A 25,274-nucleotide genomic window follows, 5' to 3' on the forward strand; every position below is an offset into this window, starting at 1 on the left:
TCGATGTTACGCCCGGGCCGGGCCCCGGCGCACCAACGAGTCAGCACGATCTTGCCACGCGATCAGGTTCTCCGCTCGGGGATGCTGCCCGGTGGATAGGTACAAGCGAATGCGCCATAGCGCCCGTCCATGTAGACCAGGGGATCTTTCTGCTCGCGCATGTACACCTGCTCGACCTGGCCCACGAAGATACCGTGCGTGCCGAACTCGAGCTTGGAAACGTTGCGACACACGAAGCTCGCCTGCGCTTCTTGCAGATACGGCGGACCCAGCGAAGATTCCCGCCAGGAGCCTACCGCGAAACGCGCTTCTCCCCTGACCTTGCCGGCGCAGAGCGCGGAGATTTCCGCCTGCGAAGCTTGCAGGATGTTGATGCAAAAGTTCGCACCTTCGGTCAACGGAGTGAACAGGCCGGCGGATTTGTTCACACAGATGAGCATGGACGGCGGATCCATGCTGAGCTCGTTCACCGCGGTCGCCGTCATCGCATAGCGCCTGGCGCCATGACGGCAACTGATGACCGTCACGGCCTTGGCCAGGGCACGCAGCCCGACTCTCAGTGCGGCGGCAATAGCGGCGCTGTCGGTCGGCTCCGGCGGCGTCAATGTCTCACTGCTGGCTTGCATGAACCTGCCCAACGAGGCGCGAATCAATACGCGCCGATCTCTTTCAACGCGGCTGTAGCCTGCCGCCAGCTGTCGCTGGCGGCAGGCAGTCCCACGTACAGCATCGTGTGCAGCAGAATTTCGCGGATCTCCTCTTTGGAAACGCCGTTGGCGATGGCGCCCTTGATGTGATTCTGCAATTGCTCGGGCCGGCTCTGTCCCGCCAGGATGGCGATGGTCAGCATGCTCCGCAATTTCAGGGGCAATACCGGGCGGCTCCACACTTCGCCGAAGCACAGCCGGGTCACCATATCCTGCAGCGGCATCTGGAAATCGTCCGCGTTGTCCAGGCTCTTCATGCCAGCCGGACCGAAGATTTCTTCGCGCAGGCGCCGGCCCCGCTCGAACGCGTCCTGCGGCGAAGGGTTCGTCTGGTCAGTCATCAGGCGAACGCCTCGTAACGCACTTCCGGCGCGTCCATCGCAATGTCCTGCAGTCGCGGCAGCACCTCTTTGGAAAACAAGGTGAGATTGTCGACCGTGTCGGCATGGCTGATGGTGCCGGCCTGGCCCATCATGAGCAGATTGCCGAAGCCGCCCACATCGACATAGAACTGCTTGATCTGCTGGTAGACGTCGTCGGGAGTGCCGACGAACATCAAGCCGGCGTCGATGTATTGCTCGATGGTCGGATCCGAAGGCAGGGGCGCCCCGCTGCGCAGCCGGGGCCGGACCGCGTTGGGTCCGGCCTGCATCATCTTCACGTTCGCCTTGATGTGGTTGAAGCCGGCCGGATTGCGGAATTGCACGTCGAGTCGCGCGGCCGTCGTGAAGTATCCCTTCATCTGCTCGGCGCGTTCGAAGGCAGCCTTGCGATCGCCGGCGACGGCCACCACGCCGAGGTATGCAAGCCGCTCCTCCGGTGCCGCACGGCCGTGTGTTTCCTGATAAGCCTTGCGATAGCCGTCGAACACCGATCGTGCCACCGCACCAGAGAGAAACGTCGCGCAGGTGTAATCCAGCCTGGCGTGATCGATCGAGCTGAACGGGCTGGACGAGGTCATCCAGATCGGTGGCGTGGGTTGTTGCAGCGGCCGCGGCCACAAGCTCACGACCCGATAGTGATAATTCTCGCTGTCCCAGGAGAAGTTCTCTGCGCGGTTGCGCAGCGCCTCCATGATGAGATCGTGCGCTTCCCAGAAGCGGTCGTTGAAGCGCGCCGGCAAGCGGTTCGACATGAACACTTCATACGCCGCGCCCTTGACCATGCCGACTTCCAGCCGGCCGCCGGAGATCACGTCGACCATCGAGATCTCTTCGGCAACCCGCACCGGATTGGAGCGGTTGGCGATGGGAATGCCCAGCGCCAGCAGCCGCGCCTTGCGAGTCTGGCGCGCCAGAATGGCCAGCGTGGTCATGCAGGACGTCGACATGCACGTCGCCGCCGCATGATGCTCGTTCACCATGATGTTGAAGCCCAGCTCGTCGGCGAGCACGTACTCATCCAGATAGCGATTGATCAGCGTCCCGGCCAGCGCCGGATCGCAATGGTGCGAGGGCAAGGTCACACGCATCGGTCCCGGCACCTCGAATGCCGGGTGATACGCCTGTTCGCTGAATTGCCAGACTTTCACTGAACGCTCCTCATGCCTCGATTTGCCCGCGGCTCAATGCGCCCGCGATTCATTTGCCCGTGCCGCCGTGAAATTCACGATCGTCTCCGCAGCCGCGGCCGGACTATCCACATAGATGCGATGCCCGCAGCTGGCCAGGGTCTGCAGTCGCCCTCGTTTCAATTGCGCGGCGAAGTTCCTGCCGTAGTCGAGCGGCGCGAGGCGATCGTCCTCGCCCCACAGCACGACCGTGGGCACTTTGATCCGGTGCAGCCGCAGGTGCAGCTTGGGGTTGTAGAGATACGGCGACCAGCCGAACAGGGAAACGGCTTCGGCGTTGCGCGCGATTCGCTCCAGCATCGGCTCGGACAAGGCCGAGAGATTCACTTCTGTGACCGGCGTGACTTGCATGACGGCATCCAGCTGCTTGGGATCGAGCATGAAAAAATCCGTCACGTGCATCTTGCGGCGCTCGGCGGTGCGCAGCCCCAGCGGTGCGCCAAGCACGAGCTTCGCGACCCGACTGGCGTCCTTCACCAGGATCTCCGCGGCAATCCATCCCCCCAGGGAGAAGCCGACAACGGTGACGTTGCGCAGATCCAGGTGCTCGAGCAGATCGAGATAGAAATACGCGAGATCGTCGATCGTACTGAAGGAGCGCGGCAGCTCCGACGCCCCGAAGCCGGGATGCGACGGCGCATAGACAGTGAAGTCACGTGCCAGGATGTCGATGATGCGCGAGCAACTCTCCACGCCGTCCATCCCGTGAAGAAACAAGAGCGGTGCGCCCTGCCCCTTGACGATCATTTCCAGCTTCAGCTCGCCCGCGTGCAGGGGAATGTTCAGCAGTTGCGCCTGGCCCAGGAAATCCGCCGGCGACTCCTCAGTATTCATTCTCGATCGCGCTCCATTGTGTCGCGGCCGCGTTCGAGCGACCGCGGCGTCATGATTGTCGCGGCCCTGCATGCGGTCCAATTCTTTGTTCTTGTCGTTTTGATGCCGGCCCGGTATTGCTTTGCCCGGACTCGTAACTATTTGTCATTGGCGAATTCGTTTTGATAGAGTCAAATCAGGTAGCGCAAGCGGCGGACAATCATGCGGATCGGAATCGTCGGAGCAGGCATCGGCGGCTTGGTGGCGGCACTCGCGTTGGCCCGCCGCGGCTGCGAAGTCGACGTCTACGAGCAGGCGCCGGTGCTGAAAGAGGTAGGCGCGGGCCTGCAGATCAGCGCCAACGGCACTCGCGTGTTCGCCGACATCGGCATTCTCGAGCGCGTCGTCGCCAACTCCTTTCAACCGGTGGGCAAGGAGGTGCGGCTGTGGAGCACCGGCCAGACCTGGAAGCTGTTCGACCTCGGCGCGCAATCGATCGAACGCTATGGCTTTCCCTACGTGACCATCCATCGCGGCGACCTGCACGACGCACTCGCCGATGCGCTTCGTGCAATCAAGCCGGACGCGCTGCATCTGGATCATCACTTTCATTCGGTCGAACAGGACGGCGCGGCGGTCAAGCTGAAGTTCGACAACCAGCCCACGGCAACTTGCGACGTAGCGGTCGGTGCCGATGGCGTCCATTCGACGATGCGCAAGGTGCTGTTCGGCGCCGGTGACGCCAGCTTCACCGGCATCGTCGCCTGGCGGGGCCTGATCCAGATGGATCGCCTACCCGAGCGCTTGAAGAATCCGGTCGGGTCCAATTGGGTCGGCCCCGGCGGCCATGTGATCCACTACCCCATTCGCCGCGGCCTGCTGATGAACTTCACCAGCGTCGTGGAGAATCGCGATTGGCAGATCGAGAGCTGGTCGCAGCCCGGCACCATCGAGGAGTACCTGGCCGACTATCCGGGCTGGCATCCCGACGTGCACGAGTACATCAGCAACATCGACAGGCCGTTTCGCTGGGCGCTGCTGTCGCGTCAGCCCATGCAGCAATGGAGCAAGGGCCGCGCCACCTTGCTGGGAGATGCCTGCCATCCTACCCTGCCATTCCTGGCACAGGGCGCCTGTATGGCCATTGAAGATGGCCTCATCCTCGCACGCGCACTCACGAGCTACCAAGACCCTGAAGTTGCTTTGCTCAAGTACGAGCAAGCGCGCGTGGAGCGAACATCACGGATGGTCCGCGGCGCCGCGGCGAACACGCAGCGCTTTCACAACCCTGCCCTCGCCAACGTCGAAGGCGCACAAGCCTACGTTGACCGTGAGTGGCAGCCCGATCGCGTAAGCGAGCGCTACGAATGGTTGTTCGAATATGACGCCGCTGCCGCTCCGCTTTGAGCGGCGCTCGCGCTACGTCACATGGCTGAGTCTGCACGCACATGAGCACGCAATCGAACACTCCCCGGGCCACCACATACTGGGAGCGTATCCCCCAGATCGTTTCCTTCGCCAATCGCGCCAGCTTCACGGAAACGTATGGCTTCGCCGGAAACTCCGGCAAGGTGAATCTGGAGGGACAGTTGCTGCGCGCGCCGGATCGCAATTCGAACACGCTCTACGTGTTCATGCATCCCACCTCCACGCTGCAACTGCTGCCCATGCCGATGGCCCTGGCCGACCGTGGCTTGCACGTGCTGTGCGCCGCCAGCCGCTATGCGAAGAACGACAGTGCATTGATCATGGAAAACGTCGCGGTCGATCTTGGTCATTGGATGCGTCACGCCCGTGAGGGGCTGGGCTATCAGCACGTCATCCTGGTTGGCTGGTCGGGGGGCGGCTCGCTTTCGCTTTTCTATCAGGCCCAAGCCGAGAAACCCGACATCACGCAGACGCCGGCGGGCGATCCCATCGATCTGGCAGCGGAACAGCTGCTTCCGGCCGATGGCGTGATCTTCGTTGCAGCTCATCTGTCTCGCGCGGAGACATTGACCGAGTGGATCGACCCCTCAGTGATCGATGAGCTTGACCCCGAGCGTCGTGATCTATCGCTCGATATCTACTCGCCGGAATGCCCCGCCCAACCGCCCTACACCGCCGAGTTCATCACGACCTTTCGTGCGGCTCAGGTGGCGCGCAATCGCAAAATCACCGCGTGGTGTCAGGACAAGTTGGCGCAGTTGCGTGCAGCGCAGACGGGTGAGATGGAACGCGCGTTCGTGGTTCATCGAACCATGTGCGACGTTCGCTGGCTCGATCCGCAAGTGGATCCGAATGGACGCAAGCCCGGCTGGTGTTACATGGGCGATCCCCGCGCGGTCAATGTCGGTCCCGTGGGCCTGGCGCGCTATTCAACATTGCGGTCCTGGCTGAGCCAGTGGAGCTACGATCTGTCGAACGCCAAAGGCCCTGCGAACGCGGCCAAGATCCGCCGCACCTCGGTATTGCAGATCGAGAACACGGCCGATGACGCCGTGCCTGCAACGCATAACCCCGCGATCTACGCAGCACTGGCCACGCAGGATAAGCGACTGCTGCGCATCGAAGGCGCGACTCACTACTACGTCGGCCAGCCGGAATTGCTGAAGGAGTGTATCGATGCGGTCGTTGGATGGAGCCGGGAAAAGCGCCTGCTGCAGGGGTGAGCGTGGCCGATCAGTTGGAACGGGCTTTCAGGCGTTGCGTCTTCTGGCGCGACCATTCCTGCAAGGTTGCGTGCGCCGCCGCTTTCGCCTTCGCGAGAAACCCAGGCTGCTCGGTACGCGCGGCAATCTCCAGACGCAGCCCGTTGGGATCGAAGAAATAGATGGAGCGCACAAAGCCATGATCCACCGGCCCGAGGACTTTGACGCCGAAGCTCTGCAAGCGCGAGTGCATGGCCATGACACTCTCGACCGAATCGGTTTCCATGGCGAAGTGCTGGACCCAGGCCGGCGTATTCGGCGACGGCTCGGGCATGTCGCCGCGGCCCAGATCGAAGAACGCGATGTACGAGCCGTCACCCAGCTCGAAAAAGAAATGCGCGTAGGGTGCCTCCTCGCCGGTGCTGGGTACACGCTCGCTGAGCATGCAATTCACCAGCGGCACGCCGAGGATGTCCTCGTAGAAATGGCGCGTCTCTTCCGCATCCCGGCAGGGATAGGCGAAATGATACAGACCCTTCAGCGGTGCAATCTCTTTGTCCATCGTGTTCCTCGGCTCCCTGGCGAAGATAAGCCGTGCCGCGGGACATTCCTATCATCCTGCTAGGGGGACATCGTGGCGAATGAAATCGTCTCGGCAGCGCAGGTGGCAGCTCGCGTGATTCCCGCCATCGGCCGTGCAGATTTTCCGGAGCGGCTGCGGCTGGTTTATCGCGAGCTGGCCGGTTGCGAGTTTCATGGCGCGATCGATCCGGCAGCCGCGCAACGGATGGAACATGCGAGCCCCATCCTCGTGGCCGCGATCCGCAGACACATCGAGTTGCTGGAACAGGCGACACGAACCGTCGTTTCACCGTCGCTCGACACTGTAGTGCAGTGGGCGCGTGGCTGTGGTCTCAGCGAGAGAGAAGCCGAAGTTGCCGCCGCCCTTGCGACCGGACGCAGTCAGTCTGACATTGCCCGACGCTTCGGACTCTCGCTCAACAGCGTCATCACCTATCGGCGGCGTGCCTATCAGAAGCTCGGAGTCGCTGATCGGCGGGAACTGCAGGCACTGTGCGCGCGGCAGCTTTCGCTGGCTGATGACTTGCAGGAGGACTTGCGGCAGAGCTGGACTCGCTCGGCAGAGCCATGGCGTCCAGGAACCGGCTCAAGGCCACCGACTCGTCGGACCTGCGCCAGAACACCCGGATCTTGAACGACACGTTCAAGTCCACCACCGGACGCAGCACCACGCTGCTCGACTGGCAGCGATGCTCGGAGAATTCGACGAAGCCGATGCCCATGCCCACGCCGACCAGGCTCAGCAGAATGGAATGCGTCGCGGTTTCCTGGATGATGTTGGGTATAACGCCATGAGCCTCGCAAGCCCGCATCAACGTATCCGAATAGCTGGGCGCGCCTTTGCGGAATGGCCACAGGAAGCTCTCGCCCTGCAGGTCCTTCATCCTGATCTGCTTGGCGTTGGCCAGAGGATGCCCCTTGTAGAGCGCCAGCACGATATCGCTGTCACCTACATCTTTGCATTGGAGTAGCTGCGTGCCGGCCGAATCCTGATGCACGTCGTAGACGATCGCAGCGTCGATCTCGGCATCCTTCACGGCTTCGATCTGATCCTGCGAGCTCATCGGCAGCAGCTCGAGTGTGACGTTGGGCTCGTTCAACCGGAACGCCAGCAGTTTGCTCGGAATCTCGCGATGTCCCGAGGCAATTTCGCTGAAGCCGACCCGCACCGTGCCGAAGTGTCCACTCGCGTAGCTGCGAGCTTTTTCGACAGAGCGCTCCACGTGAGCGAGGATGGCTTCGGATTCGCCAAGAAACATTCGCCCGGCGGCCGACAATTGCACGCCACGAGGCTTGCGCTCGAACAAGGCGACGCCCAGTTCCTCTTCCAGATGGCGAATCTGCCGCGTCAGAGCCGGCTGGGCCACATGCAAAATCTTGGCCGCGCGCCCGAAGTGCTGTTCACGACCGACCGCTCGAAAGTAGCGCAGGTGACGTAGCTCCATGCGCCGTTGATACCGCTTCAGTATCGAAAAGGCAAGTACAATGCATTGGACGGCGTGAGGCGCCCACCACCACAATGCCTCCATGTCGCATTCCAATGACCCGCGATTCCACAGGTCACCGTTCAAGCTGGTGATCGGCGGCGAGTTGGTGGACGGAGCGAAGCTCATTGACGTCACCAATCCTGCGACGGAACAACCGGTGGCCGCTTGCCCGGTCGCCAGCGTCGAGCAACTCGAGGACGCGATCCGAATTGCCAAGCGTGCGTTTCCGGGTTGGTCGAGCACCTCGCTCGATCAGCGGCGTGCTCTCATGCGAAACCTCGCGGGTGCCATCGAGGATCGCATCGAGCTGCTCTCCGCCCTGCTGACCGCCGAGCAGGGCAAGCCGCTGTCGCAGGCAAAGTTCGAGATTCAGCGCGGCTGCGCCATCCTGCGTCATTTCGCCGAGGCTGAACTGCCGGTCCGCACGCTTCGCGATTCCGAGCGAGAGCGCATCTATGAACGCCGCGGACCTTTGGGCATCGTCGCCGCAATCGTTCCCTGGAATTTCCCGATCCTGTTGTTGATGAACAAACTGGGTCCGGCGCTGCTGAGCGGCAATTGCGTCATTGCCAAACCCGCGCCGACGACTCCGCTGACAACACTGAGGATCGGTGAGATTTGTGCGGAGATTCTTCCCGCGGGCGTGTTCAGCGTCATTTGCGACGCTAACGATCTGGGCGCGGTGCTCGCCAGCCATCGCGACATCGCGAAAGTCGCTTTCACTGGCTCGACCGAAACGGGCCGCAAAGTCTTCCAGAGCGGCGCGGCCACGCTCAAGCGACTGACACTGGAGCTGGGCGGCAACGATCCCGCCCTGATCCTGGACGATGCCAATCTCGATGAGGTTGCGCCGCAGATCTTTCGTTGTGCCATGGCGAACTCGGGGCAGGTTTGCATGGCCATCAAGCGCGTCTATGTGCCCGATGCACTCCATGACGATCTGTGTCGGCGTCTGGCCGACCTTGCCGCCGCTGCGATCGTCGGCGACGGCACTGATCCCCGGACGCAGTTCGGGCCCGTGCAAAACTCCGCGCAGTTCGAAAAGCTGAAAGTGCTCCTGGCCGACTGCAAAGATCGCGGCACTGTAGCGAGCGGCAAAGTTCCCTCGCATTCCCGCGGCTACTTCATCGCGCCCACCATCGTTCGTGATATTCCGGACGACGCGCGGATCGTGCAGGAGGAACAGTTCGGTCCGATTCTTCCGGTCTTGCGATACACGAGCGTCGATGACGCGTTGGCACGCATGAACGGCACCGAGTTCGGTTTGGGCGCGAGCGTGTGGAGCACCAATGTAAGCAGGGCTGCCGAGATCGCCGAGCAGGTGTGCAGCGGCACGGTCTGGGTCAATCGTCACATGGTGGCCGATCCAGCCGTCCCCTTTCGCGGCGCACGCCAGTCCGGCATTGGCGCGGAACTGGGTGACGCCGGCCTCCACGAATTCACGCAGGCGCAGGTCATCAACATTTCGCTACGAGGCGGGTGACAATCCCAAATGACGAGGGCCGCCCGATGGCGGCCCTCGTCGCTCTCGATACTAGCGAGCTGTCTCGATCAGAACGACGCGCGCAGCGTCAGTCCATACGTGCGAGGATCGCCCGGCTGCCCGATCACCAGGCCGGTGTTGCCGGATTGCGTCGAGAGGAAGTCGAAGTATTCCTCGTCGAACGCATTGCGAACCCAGCCGTAGACATCCCAACCATTGCCCAGGCGAACGCCGGCACGGAAGTTCGCGATCGCGTAGCCATCGACATCCGTGTAGATGGAGCGCGACGGATTCGACGAGAACTTGGAGCGATACAGTCCATCGAATCCGAAGTACGCGGCGCCGTTGCCACCCAGCGCGGCCAGCGGCAGCTCATACTGGAAGCCGTACGATGCCGAGATCTTCGAGATGCCCGGCAGCCACTGGCCGGAGATATCGCAGGACGGCGGACTCACACCACCGGGCGTACCGGGCGCGCTGGGCGGATTGGTTGGTGAAGCCGCCGAGCCACCGGCCAGCTCCGGCGGGCACGGCGCATTCGGGAAGCTCGTGTACTCGTGATCGTTGTACGCGCCATTGGCGTAGACCGTCAGTCCGCTGACCGGCCGTGCCGACAGGTCCAACTCGATGCCGCGCACGCGAATCTGGTTGACGTTGGCAAGATAACCGCGGATGACGTTGGCCTGGCTGTTGTTCACCGTGGCCTGATAGTCATCGATCTCGGTCCAGAAGCCGGCCAGATTGGCCGTGACCAGGCCACCGAGCCACTGCGATTTCAGGCCGAGCTCGTAGTGATTGACCTTTTCCGGAGCGACGGTTGCCACGGCCGTGATCGGCAGGCCATTACTGTCCAACGGCAGGCCGGAGAGATTGATGCCGCCCGATTTGAAGCTGCGCGCATAAGTCACATAACCGAGCAGGTTGTCGGCAAAGTCATAGGAGACCGTGAAGTCGCCGGACACGTTCGTGTCGCTGAACTCCGGCTCGTAAGTCTGCGGCGCGAGCACACCACGTTGCGCCGCCGTGAGCGGCGTGTTGGTCGCATTCGTCACGGTGGCGATGTACTTGCCGTCCTTCTTGTCGTAGTTCACACGCAAGCCGGGTTGCAGCCGAAGGTCGTCAGTGACGTGCCAGGTGAGCTGGCCGAACACTGCGGCGCTGGTGTTCTTCAGGCCGATTTCGTTCTCCGAGCGCAAGCCGTCAAGGATGGCAGGATCGTTGGCATTCGCGCCGCTCAGCAGCCAGCGGCTTGCCAGCGAACCCTGCTCCTGCGCGCCCGAAGTATCGACGGTCTGATAGAAGCCGTAGACGCCGACCACGTAATCGATCTTCTCTGCGCTCACCGCATAGCGCACTTCCTGAGAATATTGGCGCTGCTTCGAGGGATTCTCCGAAATGGTGGTGATGGGCAGACCGATATAGTCGCGATCGTTCTTCGGATACCAGTCCCACTTGCGATAGGCCGACACGGAGGTGAGCCGGCCCGGTCCCACATCCCATTCCACCAGCACGGAAGTGCCGCCGAAGTACTGCTCGGCGCTCATGTCGGCATCGAGGTCGGTGATGCGACGGAACGGATCGGTGCTCGGCACCTGATAGCCAGATGCCGCTGCGAGGGCGGCGAACTGTCGATTGAGCGCCCGCTGGGTCGTCCCTTCGCGCACGTACAGCTGGCCGAAGCCGAGCGGATCGGAGTGCGTATAGTCTCCCGAGAACGTGACACTGAGCGTGTCACTGGCCTTCCAGAGCAGTTGGCCTTTGAAGCCGAGGTTGTCCTGCTCGTTCACATGCCGGCCGTTGGCGACGTTATAGAGGGTGCCGTCGCGGTGCGTATAGGAAGTGCCGAGGCGGAATGCCAGCCGGTCGGTGATCGGACCGGACACCGAGCCTTTGCCCTGCGTGAAGCCATAGTTGCCGTAACTGATTTCGGCATCCGCCTCCGGTGTGAAGCTCGGCTTGCGCGAGGTCACGTTGATCGCGCCGGCCGTGGTGTTCTTGCCGTACAGCGTGCCCTGCGGGCCGCGCAGAACTTCGATCTGCTCGACGTCGAGGAAATCGAACGTCGCCGTCGCGCTGCGCGCGTAGTACACCTGGTCGATGTAGATACCGACGCCCTGTTCGATGCCGTCATTGGTCAAGCCGAATGGCGCACCGAGGCCGCGAATGTTGGCCGCCGAGTTGCGCGGGTTACTGGAATAGAACTGAATGGACGGCTGCAGCTGACTGAGCTTGCCGACATTGAACGTGCCCGTCTGCTCGAGATGCGCGGCGTTCACGACCGAGATCGCCAGCGGCACGTCCTGCATCTGCTCTTCACGTCGACGCGCGGTCACCGTGATGTTCTCGATGTTGCCACTCGAGCCTTCCGCCCCCGGGGCGGCCGCTTCGGCTCGCGCCCAATCCGGCGTCGACACTCCGGCAGCGAATGCCACCACCGTGGCTGCACCGCCGACCCAACCGCGCAACGAATACATTCGATCTCCCTCTTTTTTTGACAGGCGCGCCGCGCGTGATTGCACGGGCATCGCGTGCCGGAAATGCTACGAGGGGAGACGTGAGCGATCAGTCGAACGCCGGTGACAAATGGGTTGGCGGCCCAAGATCGCAGGTAGAAGATGAGGACTGAAGCCTGAGCGCCGCCGCTGCGTTATTTCGCAATCGAATCAGCTGATGCCAGGATACCTCATCTTTCTGTCCGAGCAACAGCCGGAGCTAGCTCGCCCTGGGCGCGAGCATGATGATGGTCATGCCCGCGACCGCCACGCCGGCGCCGACGAGATCCCAAGTCGTCGGTCGCTGGCCATCGATGAGCCAGAGCCACACCATTGCAACGGCAACGTAAACCCCGCCGTAAGCCGCATACACCCTGCCCGCAGCAGTAGGATGCAGCGTCAGCAGCCATGCGAACATCGCCAGGCTGACAGCGGCGGGAATGAGGAGCCAGGGTGAACCGTCGCGCTTCAACCAGAGATACGGAAGATAGCAGCCGACGATCTCCGCGAGGGCGGTGAGCACGAACAAGCCTAGCGTTTTGAGGAGCAGCATCGGCGCCAGGATAGCCGATTCCATCGCCGGTGCCGCAGCCGGGCCCACGAGCCCGGCCGCTGGAGGGCATCGACTTTCAACCCCGCGATGCTCCCCGCCACGCAGCTTCGATCGTGGCGATATCGATCTTCCCCATTCCCATCATCGCATTGAACGCCCGCTTCGCGGCCCCGCGATCGCGATCAGTGATTGCTTCCACCAAGATGCGTGGAGTGATCTGCCATGACACGCCCCACTTATCCTTGCACCACCCGCAGGCGCTCTCCGTGCCGCCGTTACCGACGATGGCATTCCAATAGCGATCGGTCTCGGCCTGGTCTTCGGTGAGGATCTGAAACGAAAACGCTTCGGTTTGCTTGAACACGGGGCCGCCATTCAGCCCCAGGCACGGCACGCCCACCACCGTGAATTCGACCGTGAGCACCTGCCCTTCCTGGCCGCCGGGAAAGTCGCCGGGAGCCCGGTGGACGGCCTGCACGGCGCTGTCCGGAAAGGTCCGTGCGTAGAAATTGGCGGCTTCCTCGGCGCCATTGTCGTACCAGATGCAGATGATGTTCCTGGCCATGTCTGTCTCCCAGCGTTGGTGCACCGTCGAGGCTAGGACGAACCAGCCGCCCGGAATCCGACAACCGGTGTGCTGCAGCTCAAAGAGGCCGATAGACCAGCTCGTACCTCGCTAGTAGCACGGGATCGCTGTGTACGAAGGCCGTGCTCGCACGCAGTTTCACTGCTGCCGCTTCAAGTCGCTCAGTATGACGCCCACGCCGGCGGTGGTGCGGTGAACGTGACAGGCTGATGACTGACTGGATGCCGGAACGTCAGCTCGAACGCATGCAGGCATAGCGGCGGCGCATCGACGCTTAGAGTTTGCACGTCACCTAGTTCATTGCCGGACACGTAGGCGGGATCGCCGCACACGGGCCAGCCAAGATGCGCCAGATGAATGCGAATCTGGTTGGTGCGCCCGGTGCGAGGCCGTGCTTCGAGCAGCGACGTGCCATCACTCGAGCGGCGCAGGACGCGAAAATCCGTAAGGGCCGGCAGACCGGCGATCGGATCGACGCTGCGTGAACCGAGCTTGCCCGGCTCGTTGCTGATCGGCGCATCGCAGGTGAACTCGTCAGCCTGCGGATGGCCGTTGACGCGGACGAGGTACACCTTCTCCACTTGCATCTGCGCGAACTGATCCTGCACGCGACCCGCAAAGTGCTGCGTGCGCGTGAATACTTGCACGCCGGTAGTATTGGCGTCGAGCCGATGTGCCGGACGCAACTTCTGCGGCGAGTAGACGTCGTACAGCAACCATTGCAGCGTATTGCGATAGAAACGCCCGCCCGAGTGGATCGGCAAAGGTGCGGGCTTGTTCACCACGACGATCGCTTCATCCTCGTAGAGAATGCGGACGTCCATGTTCACCGCCGGCTCGATGACAGCGGGCATGCGGTGCAAATATCTCTCGCCCGCCTTCACGCGATGCGCTGCGCTGACGGGTTCACGGTCCGCAGTAAGAATCAAACCGTCTGCGCACTTCTGTTCCCAGACTTCGGCTGGAATGTACCGGACCACGCGGCAGAACGCCTCGACGACGGTTGCTCCGTCGCAGTCGGCCGGCACATTCACCGGCTTGAAATGATCGTACGGCTGGCTGCCGGGCAGCGGTGTCGTCAGACCTTGAATAACCTCGTGCCGCCGGGCGATGCTGGCGGCCATCTGCTCGGCCGGCGTCTGATAACAATAGGGACACGATTTGCCGGGCACGTAATGCGGGTGCTGCTGCTCCGCCTCGGTCAACGGCGACTGGCATTGAAAGCACTGTGCCGAGCCGGTCTCGCCCAACCTGGGATCGAGCCCGACGCGCTGATCGAACACGAAACATTCGCCTTGGTAATGTTCGCCGCCGACTTCCTCGAAATATTTCAGGATGCCGCCGTCGAGCTGCAGGATGTTCTTGAAACCCACCTGCTCCATGTACGGCCCCGCCTTCTCGCAGCGGATGCCGCCGGTGCAGAACATCACCACCGTCTGCTCTTTCAACTCCTCGGGCAACTTCGCCACCGCCGCGGGGAAGTCACGAAAATGGTTCACGCCGATAGGCAGTGCGTTCTTGAATGTGCCGAGCTTGATCTCGTAGTCGTTACGTGTGTCCAGCAGAGTGACCGGACGGCCTTCATCCAGCCACTGCTTCAACTGCGCGGCAGGTAGCTTCGGCGAGGTGCGGCGACTCGGATCGATCCCGGGCACGCCGAAGGCAATGATCTCTTTCTTGATCCGCACCAGCATGCGCCGAAACGGTTGATGCTCGGTGTAGCTGAGTTTCGGTTGCAGGTCGGCCAATCCCGGCCAGCCGCGCAACTCGGAAAGCAGCCGGTCGATCTGCGGCTCCTGGCCCGCCACGAACAGGTTGATGCCTTCCTGGCTGAGCAGAATGCTGCCCTTGAGCTCGGCCTCCTTGCACAGCCCTTGCAGCCGCTCGCGGCGCGTCTTCAGATCGTCGAGTGGCAGGAATTTGTAGGCAGCGATGTTCAGGATGGGGCTCATGAGGCCGCGCATCTTATAGAGCGCCCCTGCCATCGTAAACCGCGGTACGGGACGAGCCGGCCGCTTCCATGCAAGCGCCCCCGAGCCGTACATCACGCCCTTCGATGCCGCTGCTGGGGCGATTTTTGCCGAATTTGAGCTAAAGTAGCGCCTCCCCGTGTCAGGAGTTGCTCGAAGCATGACCGCGACAACCGCTCAGTACCCCATCGGCACACCGGGCGTCCCCTGGGGCGATGCAGAGCGTGCCCAGTGGCTGTCGCGGCAGGTCAGACACCGCAGTTATCACGACGATGTCGTGCGCACGCTCGAACGACTATCGGAGCGTTTCGGCGTCGCGGAGTATGGTCAGCTCCACTATCCCCCAGACCACTATCGACTATTCGCGGTGCGAAATCGCGATTGGCGCGATCGGTTGCCGATAGTGCTGGTGACGGGGGGCGTGCACGGCTATGAAACCAGTGGCGTGCACGGTGCTCTGCAATTCGTCGACCGCCGCGCCGCGGACTATGCGGGGCGGGTCAACTTGCTCGTGGCGCCTTGCGTGAGCCCATGGGCGTACGAGCGCATCCATCGATGGAATGCGAATGCCATCGATCCCAATCGCTCGTTCCGCGAGAACAGTGCTGCCGAAGAGTCGGCGGCGCTGATCCGTTTGATCGCGCCGCTGCGTGACCGCATCCTCATGCACATCGACCTGCACGAGACGACGGATACGGACGAAACCGAGTTTCGCCCTGCCCTGGCCGCCCGCGACGGCAAGCCCTTCGAGCCCGGCCTCATTCCGGATGGCTTCTACCTCGTCGACGACAGCGCGAACCCGCAACCGGCGTTCCAACGAGCCATCATCGAAGCCGTCAGAAAGGTTACGCACATCGCGCCGGCGGATGCGAACGGCCAGATCCTCCAAGCCAACGTCGTGGCGCCCGGCGTGATCCAGTACCCCGTGCAACAACTCGGCTTGTGCGCAGGGATCACCGGAGCGCGCTACACGACCACGACCGAGGTCTATCCCGACAGTCCACGCGCCACGCCCGAGCAATGCAACGAGGCTCAGGTCGTGGCGGTGTGTGCTGCGATCGATTTCGTGCTGGCGAACGCCAACAATTAGCCTTCAGTTCGAGCTCTGATCGAGGAAGGTCTTGATGTCCTCGCTGAACTTGCCCATCGAGGCCGGGTGCACGTACATCATGTGCCCGGCTTCATAGAACTCGAGCTGCACGTTACGCCGCAGCTCGGGCGTGATGTTCAGATGATCGAGCGCCGATTTGACCGTGCCATACGGACATGCCAGATCGAAATACCCCGTCTGCACCAGCACTTTCATCTTCGGATTCATGGTCATCGCATAGGAGATGTCCGGCAGCACGTTCGCATACGGCACCTTCCAGCCGTTGGAATCCGGCTGCACATGGCTCGCATCCCAGTCTTTATACAGCCCGCCCGATAGCACGTACTTCTGTTCCGTGACCACGCCGAGCTCGCTGCGAGCGTAGTCGTTGAAGGCCGCGACGATGGCGGGAGCGACGGCACTGGCATACGGATCGAACGCGGTAGTCTCGGCGATTCGGTTCGGCATGCCGGCAGCGAACCGCGAATCGATCCGGCCCACCGTCTTGCCCTGGGCGCGCATCAGCTCCTGCAAGAATTGATTTTCGCTCATGCGCAGGTTGGCGGCGTCCCAATAGGCGGCGCTGACCCCTGTATAGCGCGCCAGGCCATCGAGCGCTGCTTGCCGCTCTTCTGGAGTGGCGCGTGCCCCCTTGTACAGTACGGGGTGATAGACAGTATCGATCCACTGTTCCACTTCGCGCAGGAATGGCAGCAACTCGGGAGGCTGCGGATTGAGGACTTTGTGATACCAGGCGGTCGCGGCATACGTGGAGAAAAAGTTCGCATCGCCCGCATCGCTGTTCAATCCGGCCGTCCCAGTGACGAAATCGAGATAAGGCGACACCAGGATGATGCCGTTCAGCGCCACATTGTGGCGAGTCAACAAGTCGTAACTCACGCCGCCGGTGCGAATGCCGCCGTAGCTTTCGCCGAGAATGAATTTCGGGCTGCCCCAGCGCTTGTAGTCGCCCAGATAGCGCACGATGAAGTCGGACACCGACTTGATATCGTTGTCCACGCCCCAGAACTGCTTGCCTTCGGCCTTGCCCACCGGTCGCGAGAACCCGGTGCCGACGGGATCGATCAGCACCAGGTCGGCGCGATCCAGGAAGCTGTACTCGTTGTCCACGAGCTTGAAGGGACCGCGCGTGTTGCTGGCGAGATCCTCGATCACCGCGCGACGCGGCCCGAGAATGCCCATGTGCAGCCAGGCGGAGGCGGAGCCCGGGCCGCCGTTGTATGCAAACACGATGGGCCGCGTCCGCTGATCCTGACCCTGGCGGACGTATGCGGTGAAGCCGAACAAAGCGATCGGCTCATCCTGCTCGTTTTTCATGAGCAGTGTGCCGGTGCTCGCCTGATAGTCGATGGCTTTGCCGCCGATGCGGATCTGGTTGCGCGTGGTCCACAGCTTGGGCTCGGGGACCGGCTTCTGCTGCTTGTCGTCCTTGTCCTGCTGCGCGGGCGGCGGGGCGTCGGCACCACGGGATACAGGCGCGCCGAGCAAAAATAGTGCAGCGAACGCGGCCGCCATGCCGTAATTTATCCTCATGCGGTCTCCAGGTTTCTGATGTATTCAGTGTGGGGCCGCAAGTATATATGCGATCGTCCCGCTGTTCGTTCAGTGCATGGAATCCGCTGGCATGGAATCGAAAGGCCAAGTTACTTATATCGCGCACGATGGCACGCGCCACACCATAGAGCTCGCCGAGGGTGAGTCGCTGATGATCGGTGCCGTCTCGAATGCAGTTGCGGGCATCGATGGCGATTGCGGCGGCTGTGCCGCGTGCGGCACCTGTCACATCCATGTTCATCCCGACTGGCTTGCTGCGGTGGGGCCCGCCTCCGCCACCGAACGCGAGATGCTGCAGTTCGCCGATGGCGCCGGCGACGATTCGCGTCTCGCCTGTCAAATCCGGATGCGCCGCGAGCTCGACGGCATCGTCGTGCTCCTGCCGGAATCTCAACACTGAGTCACACTCAACGAGTCACGTCATGAACGACACGCTCGCTTCTCAAGGCCCTCCGGTCAACTACAGCCTCGACGTGTTTCCAGAAGCGCCCGCGACGCTCGAAGCAGCGCGTGCTCACGCTTACTCGCAGCCGCTGGCCGAGATCGACGTCGCCAATCCGAAGCTGTTCCACGCCGATACGGTGCATCCCTATTTCGAACGCCTGCGGCGCGAAGATCCGGTTCACTTCATCGAGAGTCCGACGTTCGGCGGCTATTGGTCGATCACGCGCTACAACGACATCATGGCGGTGGACATGAATCACCAGCAGTTTTCGTCGGACGCTGCGCTGGGCGGCATCACCATCAACACCCTGGCCCGCGGCGCCCTGCCGATGTTCATTGCCATGGACCCGCCCCGTCACGATGTGCAGCGGCGCGCGGTACAGCCGATCGTTGCACCGGCCAATCTGCGCAATCTCGAGCCGCTGATCCGCAGCCGCGCCGCTGCGATCCTCGACGAGTTGCCCGTCGGCGTCGAGTTCGATTGGGTGGACAAGGTCTCCGTCGAGCTGACCGCGATGACGCTGGCAACCCTGATGGACTTCCCACAGGAGCAGCGGCGCCGGCTGACACGATGGTCCGATGTGGCAACCGCCGTACCGGGGGCTGGCGTGATCGATCGAGCGGAGCAATGGGTCGAAGAGATGAGTGAATGTTTCAGCACTTTTCAGACGCTGTGGTACGAGCGCGCCGCCGGGCCGCCGGGCAATGATCTGATTTCAATGCTCGCTCATGGCGCGGAAACGCGGAACATGCCGCCGCATGAGTTTCAGGGCAACGTGGTGTTGCTCATCGTTGGCGGCAACGACACCACGCGCAATAGCATCAGCGGCAGCGTGCTCGCCTTGAACCAGAATCCCGAGCAGTACCAGAAGTTGCGGGAGCATCCGGAGCTGATTCCCAGCATGGTTTCCGAAACCATCCGTTGGCAAACGCCGCTCGCTCACATGCGGCGCACGGCGGTCGAGGACGTCGAATTTGCAGGCAAGCGGATTCGCAAGGGCGACAAGGTCGTGATGTGGTATCTCTCCGGGAATCGCGACGACACGGTCATCGAGCGTCCCAACGAATACATCATCGATCGCGCCCGGCCACGCCAGCACATCTCGTTCGGTTACGGCATCCATCGCTGCGTCGGCAATCGTCTGGCCGAATTGCAGCTGCAGATCATCTGGGAAGAGATCCTAAAGCGCTTCCCCGTGATCGAAGTGGTCGGCGAGCCCGAGCGCGTCTACTCCACCTTCGTGCGCGGCTATCGATCCCTGCCTGTCAGAATCCCGCAGCGAAGAGCAGCCTGATCATCGCTCTCAAGGCTGACCAATCGGCACGAACAGAGTGGTCGGATGCGCGCGGTCGTGGAACAACTTCACAGTCACCGGCCGCGCGTCACGCAGCGTTTCCGACGAGATATCGCCGCCGCTGTTGAAGTTCTTCTGGATGTTGATCGAATTGAGCGGCCCGATGACCAGGCGCAGCCGGCTGCCCTTGCGGACCATGCGTGACGTGAACGAGAAGCCGTCGAAGTCATACTCGAGCGGCTCGCGAGTCTTGATCAGCTTCGCCTCGCGCACACTTTCGCGATAGCGGGCCCGCTTCTGATCGTTGGATAGAAAGATGGAGCTGCCGTCGCGCCGGATCTCGTACACGGACACGTCGAAATCGGTGTCCGGCTGATCGATGGCGAGCCAGGCCGACAGCTTGAAAAAGCCGCTGATCTCCGTGTCACGCTCGAACGGCGCGGTGTGATAGACCAGGTGCTTGCCTCGCGAGGCATACACCGCGCGCTGGTCGGTGAAGGCTTCCATGTCCGCGTCCTCGATCGCGGCGATGCTCACGTCGCGCGGGTCGTAGACATATTGATCCGGCTTGCCCTTGGGTTGTGTTTCGGCCAGCGATCCGGACGCCAGCACATCGTTCGCGCTGCCGTTGGAATCCAGAAAATAGGCACGCGATTGCGCCGTGATGGCCTCGAGTGTGTCCGCGTAGCGCCAGCTGTCCGTATCCATCACGTAATACGCAACGCGCTTCTGCAGAAACTCGGGCTTGGGGCCACCTTGCATGGTCCACGCGTACCACTCCAGGTGCAGCTTCGGCAGATCGACCAGGCTCGCCGGCCCGAACTTCAGGCCGCCGAATTCCGCCTCTGGCGTGCGTGTGCCGGCGTGGTTCCACGGACCGATCACGAGGTAGTGCTGCGCCTTCGCCGCCTCGGTACCGTGCTTCATGTGCTGACGATAGTGTTCGAGCGCGCCCAGTTGGTCGCCGTCGTAGCTGCCCGTAATCGACAGGATGGGCAGCGAGAGCTTGGCGTACTGCTCGGCGGTGGGGTTGTACGAATCCCAGTAGTCATCGACCTGGGGATGCGCGACCCACTCCTGGAAGGTCTTGGAAGGATTGCCGACCAGCGTGTCGAATTCCTTGAAGGGCGAGCCCGACTCGAACCAGCGTCGATTCGCGTCGCGCCAGAACGTCTCGTCGCCGAAAATGCGCTCCTGCGAGGCATTGCCGCTGGTGAACGTGAGCCAGCGCATGGCATAGGGATACGAGATATTCGCGCGCATCGGGAAGTCGACGCCCACATACGGCGACGCCACCGGGACGATGGTCGCCAGGTGCGGCGGAAACTCCTTGGCCGTGACCCACTGGTCATAGCCAGCATACGAGCCGCCCCACATCGTGACTTTGCCGTTGCAGTAAGGCTGCTGCGCGAGCCACTCGACGACGTCATAGCCGTCGCGTGCCTCCTGGATCAACGGCCGGAACTCGCCCTCGGAGTCGCCTCGACCGCGAACGTCCACCGTCAGGAACGGATATCCGTGCGCGGCGAAATACATGCCACGATCGTGATAGCTCTGCGCCATGTAAGGCGTCAGCGTGAAAATGCACGGCGCGGGTTCCTTCTGCTCACGCGGTGTATACACCGTGGCACTCAGCTTAACGCTATCCCGAAGTGGAATCTGCACGCCCCATTGGAACTTGGCCGGCCCGGTCTTGGGAGACGCGGGCTGATCCGCTCGAACGACACTCGCGGTGACACAGAGCATGACAAGGACTGCGAGGCTCGGCTTCAAACTCACGCGAGGTCTCCCTGCAATGAATGCTCATCGGCAGGTGAGTATAACCATCCTTCCAACCTCGTCGGCCGCATCGAGGATTGAATCGCGCATGCGAACCTCTCTTCCTTGGTTGCAGATGTTTGGAAGCTGGCGCGTTCGCAGAAGAAACATGAGCGCCAGCGGCTGCAGGTTGCCGCCCCATGTCTCATGCGATGTCGTCGGTACGACCATTGGCTGACGATTCAGGGTAATACCATTTAAATACCACTACCGGCACTAACAGACCAACCGGTATGCACAGGGCCCTGCAATTTCAGGAGAGCGCCTAAGCTTGCGAAATGTCAAAGCGCAGCCTTGGCAATCCGTGCTTATTGGTACTATATTGGTCCTAACGTGATACTAACCAAGTGCGCCGGCGATGGCCTCGCCCGCGAGGAACCGGGATGGGCAACGCCAATGCGGTGCTGGAGGGATCGACATGGACAAGTTCGTTCGCAAGCCAGCCCCGCTCTCCTCACATCCTGTCTCATTCCGCGTGCAGTCGAGTCACACCGACAACCCAGGCGGCGTCAGACCGCCGGTCATTGCACGCCCCCTGCCGGGACTGCCCTTCCGATCCGCCAGATCAGCAATTCTTTTTACGGAGGAACTCGCAGTGACAGCATCAATTGCACGTGTCCCACGCGACATCGTCGTGGGCATCGTGGCGGCACTCTTCTGGCTGATGTATTCATCGGTCAGCCATGCACAGGCACAACCCTGCCCCTATCCAGAATGGAACAGCACCGCGGTCTACGTGAACGGCAATCGCGTCAAGTACCAGAACGTTGCGTACGAGGCGAAATGGTGGACGCAGAACGAAATCCCCTCGCAATCCGGTGAATGGGACGTGTGGCGCAGGCTGCATGAGTGCAGCGGCGGCGGCGCGAACCAACCGCCAACGGCGAATGCCGGAGCGGATCGCTCTGTCGCCGAGGGAACTGCGGTAACTCTGCAAGGCTCTGGCTCCGATTCTGACGGAACGATCACCGCCTATGCGTGGACGCAGACCGCTGGTCCCGCAGTGACGTTGAGCGGAGCAAACACGGCGAGCGCGAGCTTCACGGCACCGCAAGTCAATGCGAACACGGCGCTGACGTTCCGTCTCACGGTGACGGACAACCAAGGCGCCACTGGCAACAACACCGTCACCATCACCGTGACGAATGGTGGCGACGATGGCGGTGGCGGCGACAAGCAGGTCGGTGCCTACTTCACTCAGTGGGGCATCTATGGTCGCAACTACCATGTGAAGAATATCGACCAGAGCGGCGCGGCCGCGAAATTGACGTTCATCAATTACGCGTTCGGCAACGTTTACGACAACGGCCGCTGCGGCCTCGTCAACCGGCCCGAGAGCGGCAACGGTGACGGCGGCGATGCTTATGCGGACTACCAGAAGTCCTATGACGCAGCCACTTCAGTGGACGGCGTCGGCGATATGTGGGATCAGCCGTTGAAGGGCAACTTCAATCAGCTGAAGAAGCTCAAGGCGCGTCATTCGCAGATCAAGGTGTTCATCTCGCTGGGTGGCTGGACGTGGTCGAAGAATTTCAGCCGCTTCTCGACGACGGCAGCAGCGCGCCAGGCCATGGCGGCTTCGTGCATCGACATCTATCTGAAAGGCAACCTGCCCGTGGGTGATGGCGCCGGCGGTCCGGGCGCGGCAGCCGGCGTGTTCGACGGCATCGACATCGATTGGGAATATCCGGGCGGCGGCGGTCAACCGTACAACTCGGTCAGCCCCGAAGACCGGCGCAACTTCACGCTGCTGCTGGCGGAGTTCCGTCGTCAGCTGAACGAGCTCTCGTCGCAGACGGGACGGCAGTACTATCTCACCATCGCTGCCGGCGCAGGCTCCGACAAGATCGACAACACCGAGCCGGCGCAATACTCGCAGTCGCTCGACTGGATCAACTTGATGACATACGACTACCACGGCGGATTCGAACCGCAGGGGCCGACGAACTTCCAGTCGAACCTGCGCATGGACCCGAACAACCCGGCCACCGGCGTAGTGAAAACCTATGCAACCGAAACGGCAGTGAACAAGCTGCTCGCAGCTGGCGTGCCTGCGCACAAGCTAGTCATCGGCATTCCGTTCTACGGCCGCGGCTGGCGGGGCGTGCCGAACGGCGGCACCAATGGCCTGTATCAGCCCGCGTCAGGTCCGGCGTTCGGTACTTACGAACAGGGCATCGAAGACTACAAGGTGCTCGCGCCGCGTAACGCGCCGAAGTTCTATCATCCAGTGACGAAGCAGCTGTGGACCTATGACGGCACGGAGTTCTGGAGCTTCGACGATCCGGTGGTGATCGCGACCAAGGCGGCCTACGTCAACACCCTGGGCCTGGGAGGCTTGTTCTCCTGGTCTTTGGATGGCGACGACGCCTCCGCCACCTTGGTGAAGGAGACCGCCAAGGTCCGCGAGTGATCGGGCGATAGTTCGAAACAGGCGGCGTCGGCGACCCTCGTCACCGGCGCCGCCTTGCCAAAGCAACCGGCCCGGGATGAGACTTGGTTCGCGTGAACCTCTCATTCGACATGCTGTTCAGCATCGCCCTCGGCCTGGGTCTCGCCGCGGCGACCGGATTCCGGGTCTTCGTGCCGCTGCTGGTGGCAGGCTTGGCTGCCCGCGCCGACTACATACCGCTGTTGGATTCCTTCGCCTGGCTCGAGAGCACGCCCGCATTGCTCGCACTCGGCACTGCCGCAGTGATCGAGACGTTGGCCTTCTACATCCCAGGCGTCGATCACCTTCTGGATGTGCTCGCGGGACCGCTGGCGATCGTCGCGGGCGTACTGGCGAGCGCTTCAGTCATGGTGGATCTGCCCGCCGAGGTCCGATGGCCGATCGCGATCATCGCCGGCGGCGGCGCCGCGGGCATTACCAAAACTACAGCTGCATTGATTCGAGCAAAGAGTACGGCTCTGACCGGCGGCTTGGGCAACCCTGTCGTCAGCACCGCGGAAACCGCGGGTGCTGCGACAGTTTCAGTGCTGGCGATCCTGGCGCCGGTCGTCTGCGTCGTAGCGGCAATCGTTCTAGCGATCTACGTGTTTCGCAAGTTGCGACGTTATTAACCCGGCGTATAACTAGTGGACATTTGTCTTTAGTCGTACGACACTGCACGGATGCTGAAGAAGCCTGATCGCCGACGCGCGAGTACCGACGTTCGTCTGGAACTGCGTCGTCAGATGCAGTTGCTGCACGCGCAGGGTAAGACTCACCTGGAGATCGCCCAGATCACCGGCTACACCCGCACCTACGTATCGACGATGCTCAAACGCATGACGAGCGCGCCGTCGCTGCTGGAGGGCATGTCTCGGGGCGGTCGCCCGCAGGGGAGCCTGCGGGCGCTGTCGGCGAAAGAAGAGCGGCGCGCACAAACGTTGATTTGCGGGAAGTATCCGGACCAGTTGTCGCTGCCGTTTGCGCTGTGGACACGTGCCGCGATCCGCGAATTGATCCGTAAGGAATTTGATATCCGCCTGTCGATCCGCGGCGTCGGTGAGTACGTGGCGCGCTGGGGCTACACCCCCCAGAAGGCGGCGCGGCGTGCTTATGAACGCGACGATGCAGCAGTGAAGGACTGGTTGAGCATCGAGTACCCGAAGATCCGAGCACGCGCGAAGCGGCAAAATGCCGAGATCTGCTGGGGCGATGAGACCGGTGTGCGCTCGGACGAGAGCCGGCATCGCGGCTACGCGCCGCCCGGCCAGACGCCGATCGTGAAGATCCCGGCGCGGCGCAGGAGTCTGTCGATGATCGCGGCGGTGACGAATCAGGGCAAGGTGCGCTTCATGATCTATCCGGGCGGTCTGTCCCCACAACGCCTGATCGAGTTCATGCGGCGGTTGATCAAGGACGCGCAGCGCAAGGTGTTCCTGATCCTCGACAATCTAAATGTACACAAGGCCAAGCGGGTGCGTGAGTGGCTGGAGGAGAATGCCCATCGCATCGAAGTCTTCTATTTGCCGCCGTACTCGCCGGAACTGAACCCGACGGAGTACTTCAACGGCGATCTCAAGGGCGAGATCCAGCGCGGTCGCCCGCCGAAAGATGTGAAGGATCTGAAACGCACGATGCTCAGTCACTCGCGCCGGATCCAGAAGTCGCCAACCCGCGTGCGGGCATACTTCAAGAATAAGAACATTCGCTACGCCGCGTGAGTCCACTTCAATTACGCCGGGTTAATA

Annotated in this window: 21 protein-coding genes and 1 pseudogene; 10 read left to right on the forward strand and 12 right to left on the reverse strand. The window is 62.1% G+C overall.

Annotated elements, in window-relative coordinates; all coding sequences use genetic code 11:
• Positions 1 to 62 precede the first annotated feature (62 nt).
• From VGE08_RS19485 to VGE08_RS19500, 4 genes are read right to left on the reverse strand one after another with little or no spacing between them, the layout of a single operon-like run.
• Complete coding sequence (locus VGE08_RS19485) at positions 63 to 626, reverse strand: flavin reductase family protein (RefSeq protein ID WP_331069581.1); 564 nt, start codon at positions 624 to 626, stop codon at positions 63 to 65.
• Positions 627 to 649: 23 nt separating this feature from the next.
• On the reverse strand, positions 650 to 1,048 hold the full coding sequence (locus tag VGE08_RS19490) for a carboxymuconolactone decarboxylase family protein (RefSeq protein WP_331069582.1): 399 nt from the start codon (positions 1,046 to 1,048) through the stop codon (positions 650 to 652).
• A complete protein-coding gene (locus VGE08_RS19495; protein ID WP_331069583.1) occupies positions 1,048 to 2,238 on the reverse strand; it encodes an LLM class flavin-dependent oxidoreductase in 1,191 nt (396 codons plus the stop codon). Before VGE08_RS19495 ends, VGE08_RS19490 begins: the two co-directional genes overlap by 1 nt.
• A 33-nt stretch (positions 2,239 to 2,271) precedes the next feature.
• The gene (locus VGE08_RS19500) at positions 2,272 to 3,111 is read right to left on the reverse strand and encodes an alpha/beta hydrolase (protein WP_331069584.1); all 840 of its coding nucleotides are present in this window, start codon (positions 3,109 to 3,111) and stop codon (positions 2,272 to 2,274) included.
• A 201-nt stretch (positions 3,112 to 3,312) separates the two neighbouring features.
• Here VGE08_RS19500 and VGE08_RS19505 point away from each other — a divergent pair, with 201 nt between their 5' ends.
• Both VGE08_RS19505 and VGE08_RS19510 read left to right on the forward strand, forming a co-directional pair.
• On the forward strand, positions 3,313 to 4,497 hold the full coding sequence (locus tag VGE08_RS19505) for an FAD-dependent monooxygenase (RefSeq protein ID WP_331069585.1): 1,185 nt from the start codon (positions 3,313 to 3,315) through the stop codon (positions 4,495 to 4,497).
• A gap of 41 nt (positions 4,498 to 4,538) precedes the next feature.
• Positions 4,539 to 5,741: a hypothetical protein gene (locus VGE08_RS19510; protein ID WP_331069586.1), complete on the forward strand. Its 1,203-nt coding sequence runs from the start codon at positions 4,539 to 4,541 to the stop codon at positions 5,739 to 5,741.
• 10 nt (positions 5,742 to 5,751) lie between these two features.
• On the opposite strand, the gene VGE08_RS19515 is transcribed toward VGE08_RS19510, so the two are convergent.
• Positions 5,752 to 6,282, reverse strand: a complete 531-nt coding sequence (locus tag VGE08_RS19515) for a VOC family protein (protein ID WP_331069587.1) — start codon at positions 6,280 to 6,282, stop codon at positions 5,752 to 5,754.
• 225 nt (positions 6,283 to 6,507) lie between these two features.
• On the opposite strand from VGE08_RS19515, the pseudogene VGE08_RS26600 reads away from it, so the two are divergent.
• Positions 6,508 to 6,726 (forward strand): annotated as a pseudogene (locus VGE08_RS26600) (hypothetical protein); the annotation flags it as partial.
• Between the two features lie 4 nt (positions 6,727 to 6,730).
• On the opposite strand, the gene VGE08_RS19520 reads toward VGE08_RS26600, so the two are convergent.
• Positions 6,731 to 7,747: a LysR substrate-binding domain-containing protein gene (locus VGE08_RS19520; protein WP_331069588.1), complete on the reverse strand. Its 1,017-nt coding sequence runs from the start codon at positions 7,745 to 7,747 to the stop codon at positions 6,731 to 6,733.
• A gap of 82 nt (positions 7,748 to 7,829) precedes the next feature.
• On the opposite strand from VGE08_RS19520, the gene VGE08_RS19525 reads away from it, so the two are divergent.
• Positions 7,830 to 9,272, forward strand: coding sequence for an aldehyde dehydrogenase family protein (locus VGE08_RS19525; protein ID WP_331069589.1), 1,443 nt, complete (start codon positions 7,830 to 7,832; stop codon positions 9,270 to 9,272).
• Positions 9,273 to 9,340: 68 nt separating this feature from the next.
• Here the strand turns inward: VGE08_RS19525 and VGE08_RS19530 are convergent, their stop codons facing one another.
• From VGE08_RS19530 to VGE08_RS19545, 4 genes are all read right to left on the reverse strand, one after another.
• Entirely contained in the window at positions 9,341 to 11,746 is a 2,406-nt protein-coding gene (locus VGE08_RS19530) for a TonB-dependent receptor (protein WP_331069590.1), read from the reverse strand.
• A 238-nt stretch (positions 11,747 to 11,984) separates the two neighbouring features.
• Positions 11,985 to 12,317 (reverse strand): YnfA family protein, encoded by a 333-nt coding sequence (locus VGE08_RS19535; RefSeq protein ID WP_331069591.1) that lies wholly within the window; start codon positions 12,315 to 12,317, stop codon positions 11,985 to 11,987.
• A gap of 76 nt (positions 12,318 to 12,393) precedes the next feature.
• Positions 12,394 to 12,882 (reverse strand): VOC family protein, encoded by a 489-nt coding sequence (locus VGE08_RS19540; RefSeq protein ID WP_331069592.1) that lies wholly within the window; start codon positions 12,880 to 12,882, stop codon positions 12,394 to 12,396.
• Positions 12,883 to 13,064: 182 nt separating this feature from the next.
• The gene (locus VGE08_RS19545; RefSeq protein WP_331069593.1) at positions 13,065 to 14,855 is read right to left on the reverse strand and encodes a sulfurtransferase; all 1,791 of its coding nucleotides are present in this window, start codon (positions 14,853 to 14,855) and stop codon (positions 13,065 to 13,067) included.
• A 178-nt stretch (positions 14,856 to 15,033) separates the two neighbouring features.
• Here VGE08_RS19545 and VGE08_RS19550 point away from each other — a divergent pair, with 178 nt between their 5' ends.
• Complete coding sequence (locus VGE08_RS19550) at positions 15,034 to 15,963, forward strand: M14 family metallocarboxypeptidase (RefSeq protein ID WP_331069594.1); 930 nt, start codon at positions 15,034 to 15,036, stop codon at positions 15,961 to 15,963.
• Positions 15,964 to 15,966: 3 nt separating this feature from the next.
• Here VGE08_RS19550 and VGE08_RS19555 read toward each other — a convergent pair whose 3' ends face one another.
• Positions 15,967 to 17,517: a S10 family peptidase gene (locus tag VGE08_RS19555; RefSeq protein ID WP_331069595.1), complete on the reverse strand. Its 1,551-nt coding sequence runs from the start codon at positions 17,515 to 17,517 to the stop codon at positions 15,967 to 15,969.
• A gap of 91 nt (positions 17,518 to 17,608) precedes the next feature.
• On the opposite strand from VGE08_RS19555, the gene VGE08_RS19560 reads away from it, so the two are divergent.
• Both VGE08_RS19560 and VGE08_RS19565 read left to right on the forward strand, forming a co-directional pair.
• Positions 17,609 to 17,938, forward strand: a complete 330-nt coding sequence (locus VGE08_RS19560; protein WP_331069596.1) for a 2Fe-2S iron-sulfur cluster-binding protein — start codon at positions 17,609 to 17,611, stop codon at positions 17,936 to 17,938.
• A gap of 22 nt (positions 17,939 to 17,960) precedes the next feature.
• A complete protein-coding gene (locus VGE08_RS19565; RefSeq protein ID WP_331069597.1) occupies positions 17,961 to 19,277 on the forward strand; it encodes a cytochrome P450 in 1,317 nt (438 codons plus the stop codon).
• 9 nt (positions 19,278 to 19,286) lie between these two features.
• Here the strand turns inward: VGE08_RS19565 and VGE08_RS19570 are convergent, their stop codons facing one another.
• Complete coding sequence (locus VGE08_RS19570) at positions 19,287 to 21,023, reverse strand: CocE/NonD family hydrolase (RefSeq protein ID WP_331069598.1); 1,737 nt, start codon at positions 21,021 to 21,023, stop codon at positions 19,287 to 19,289.
• 667 nt (positions 21,024 to 21,690) lie between these two features.
• Between VGE08_RS19570 and VGE08_RS19575 the strand changes: the two genes are divergently transcribed.
• The 3 genes from VGE08_RS19575 (at position 21,691) to VGE08_RS19585 (ending at position 25,247) form a co-directional block, all read left to right on the forward strand.
• Positions 21,691 to 23,508 carry a glycosyl hydrolase family 18 protein gene (locus VGE08_RS19575; protein ID WP_331069599.1) on the forward strand — a complete coding sequence of 606 codons (1,818 nt, stop codon included), beginning with the start codon at positions 21,691 to 21,693 and terminating at the stop codon, positions 23,506 to 23,508.
• A 92-nt stretch (positions 23,509 to 23,600) separates the two neighbouring features.
• Complete coding sequence (locus tag VGE08_RS19580) at positions 23,601 to 24,158, forward strand: DUF4126 domain-containing protein (protein ID WP_331069600.1); 558 nt, start codon at positions 23,601 to 23,603, stop codon at positions 24,156 to 24,158.
• 51 nt (positions 24,159 to 24,209) lie between these two features.
• Positions 24,210 to 25,247 (forward strand): IS630 family transposase, encoded by a 1,038-nt coding sequence (locus VGE08_RS19585; RefSeq protein WP_331069601.1) that lies wholly within the window; start codon positions 24,210 to 24,212, stop codon positions 25,245 to 25,247.
• Positions 25,248 to 25,274: the final 27 nt, after the last annotated feature.

Origin of the sequence: Steroidobacter sp. (genome assembly GCF_036406195.1) — a bacterium.
GTDB lineage: Bacteria > Pseudomonadota > Gammaproteobacteria > Steroidobacterales > Steroidobacteraceae > Steroidobacter.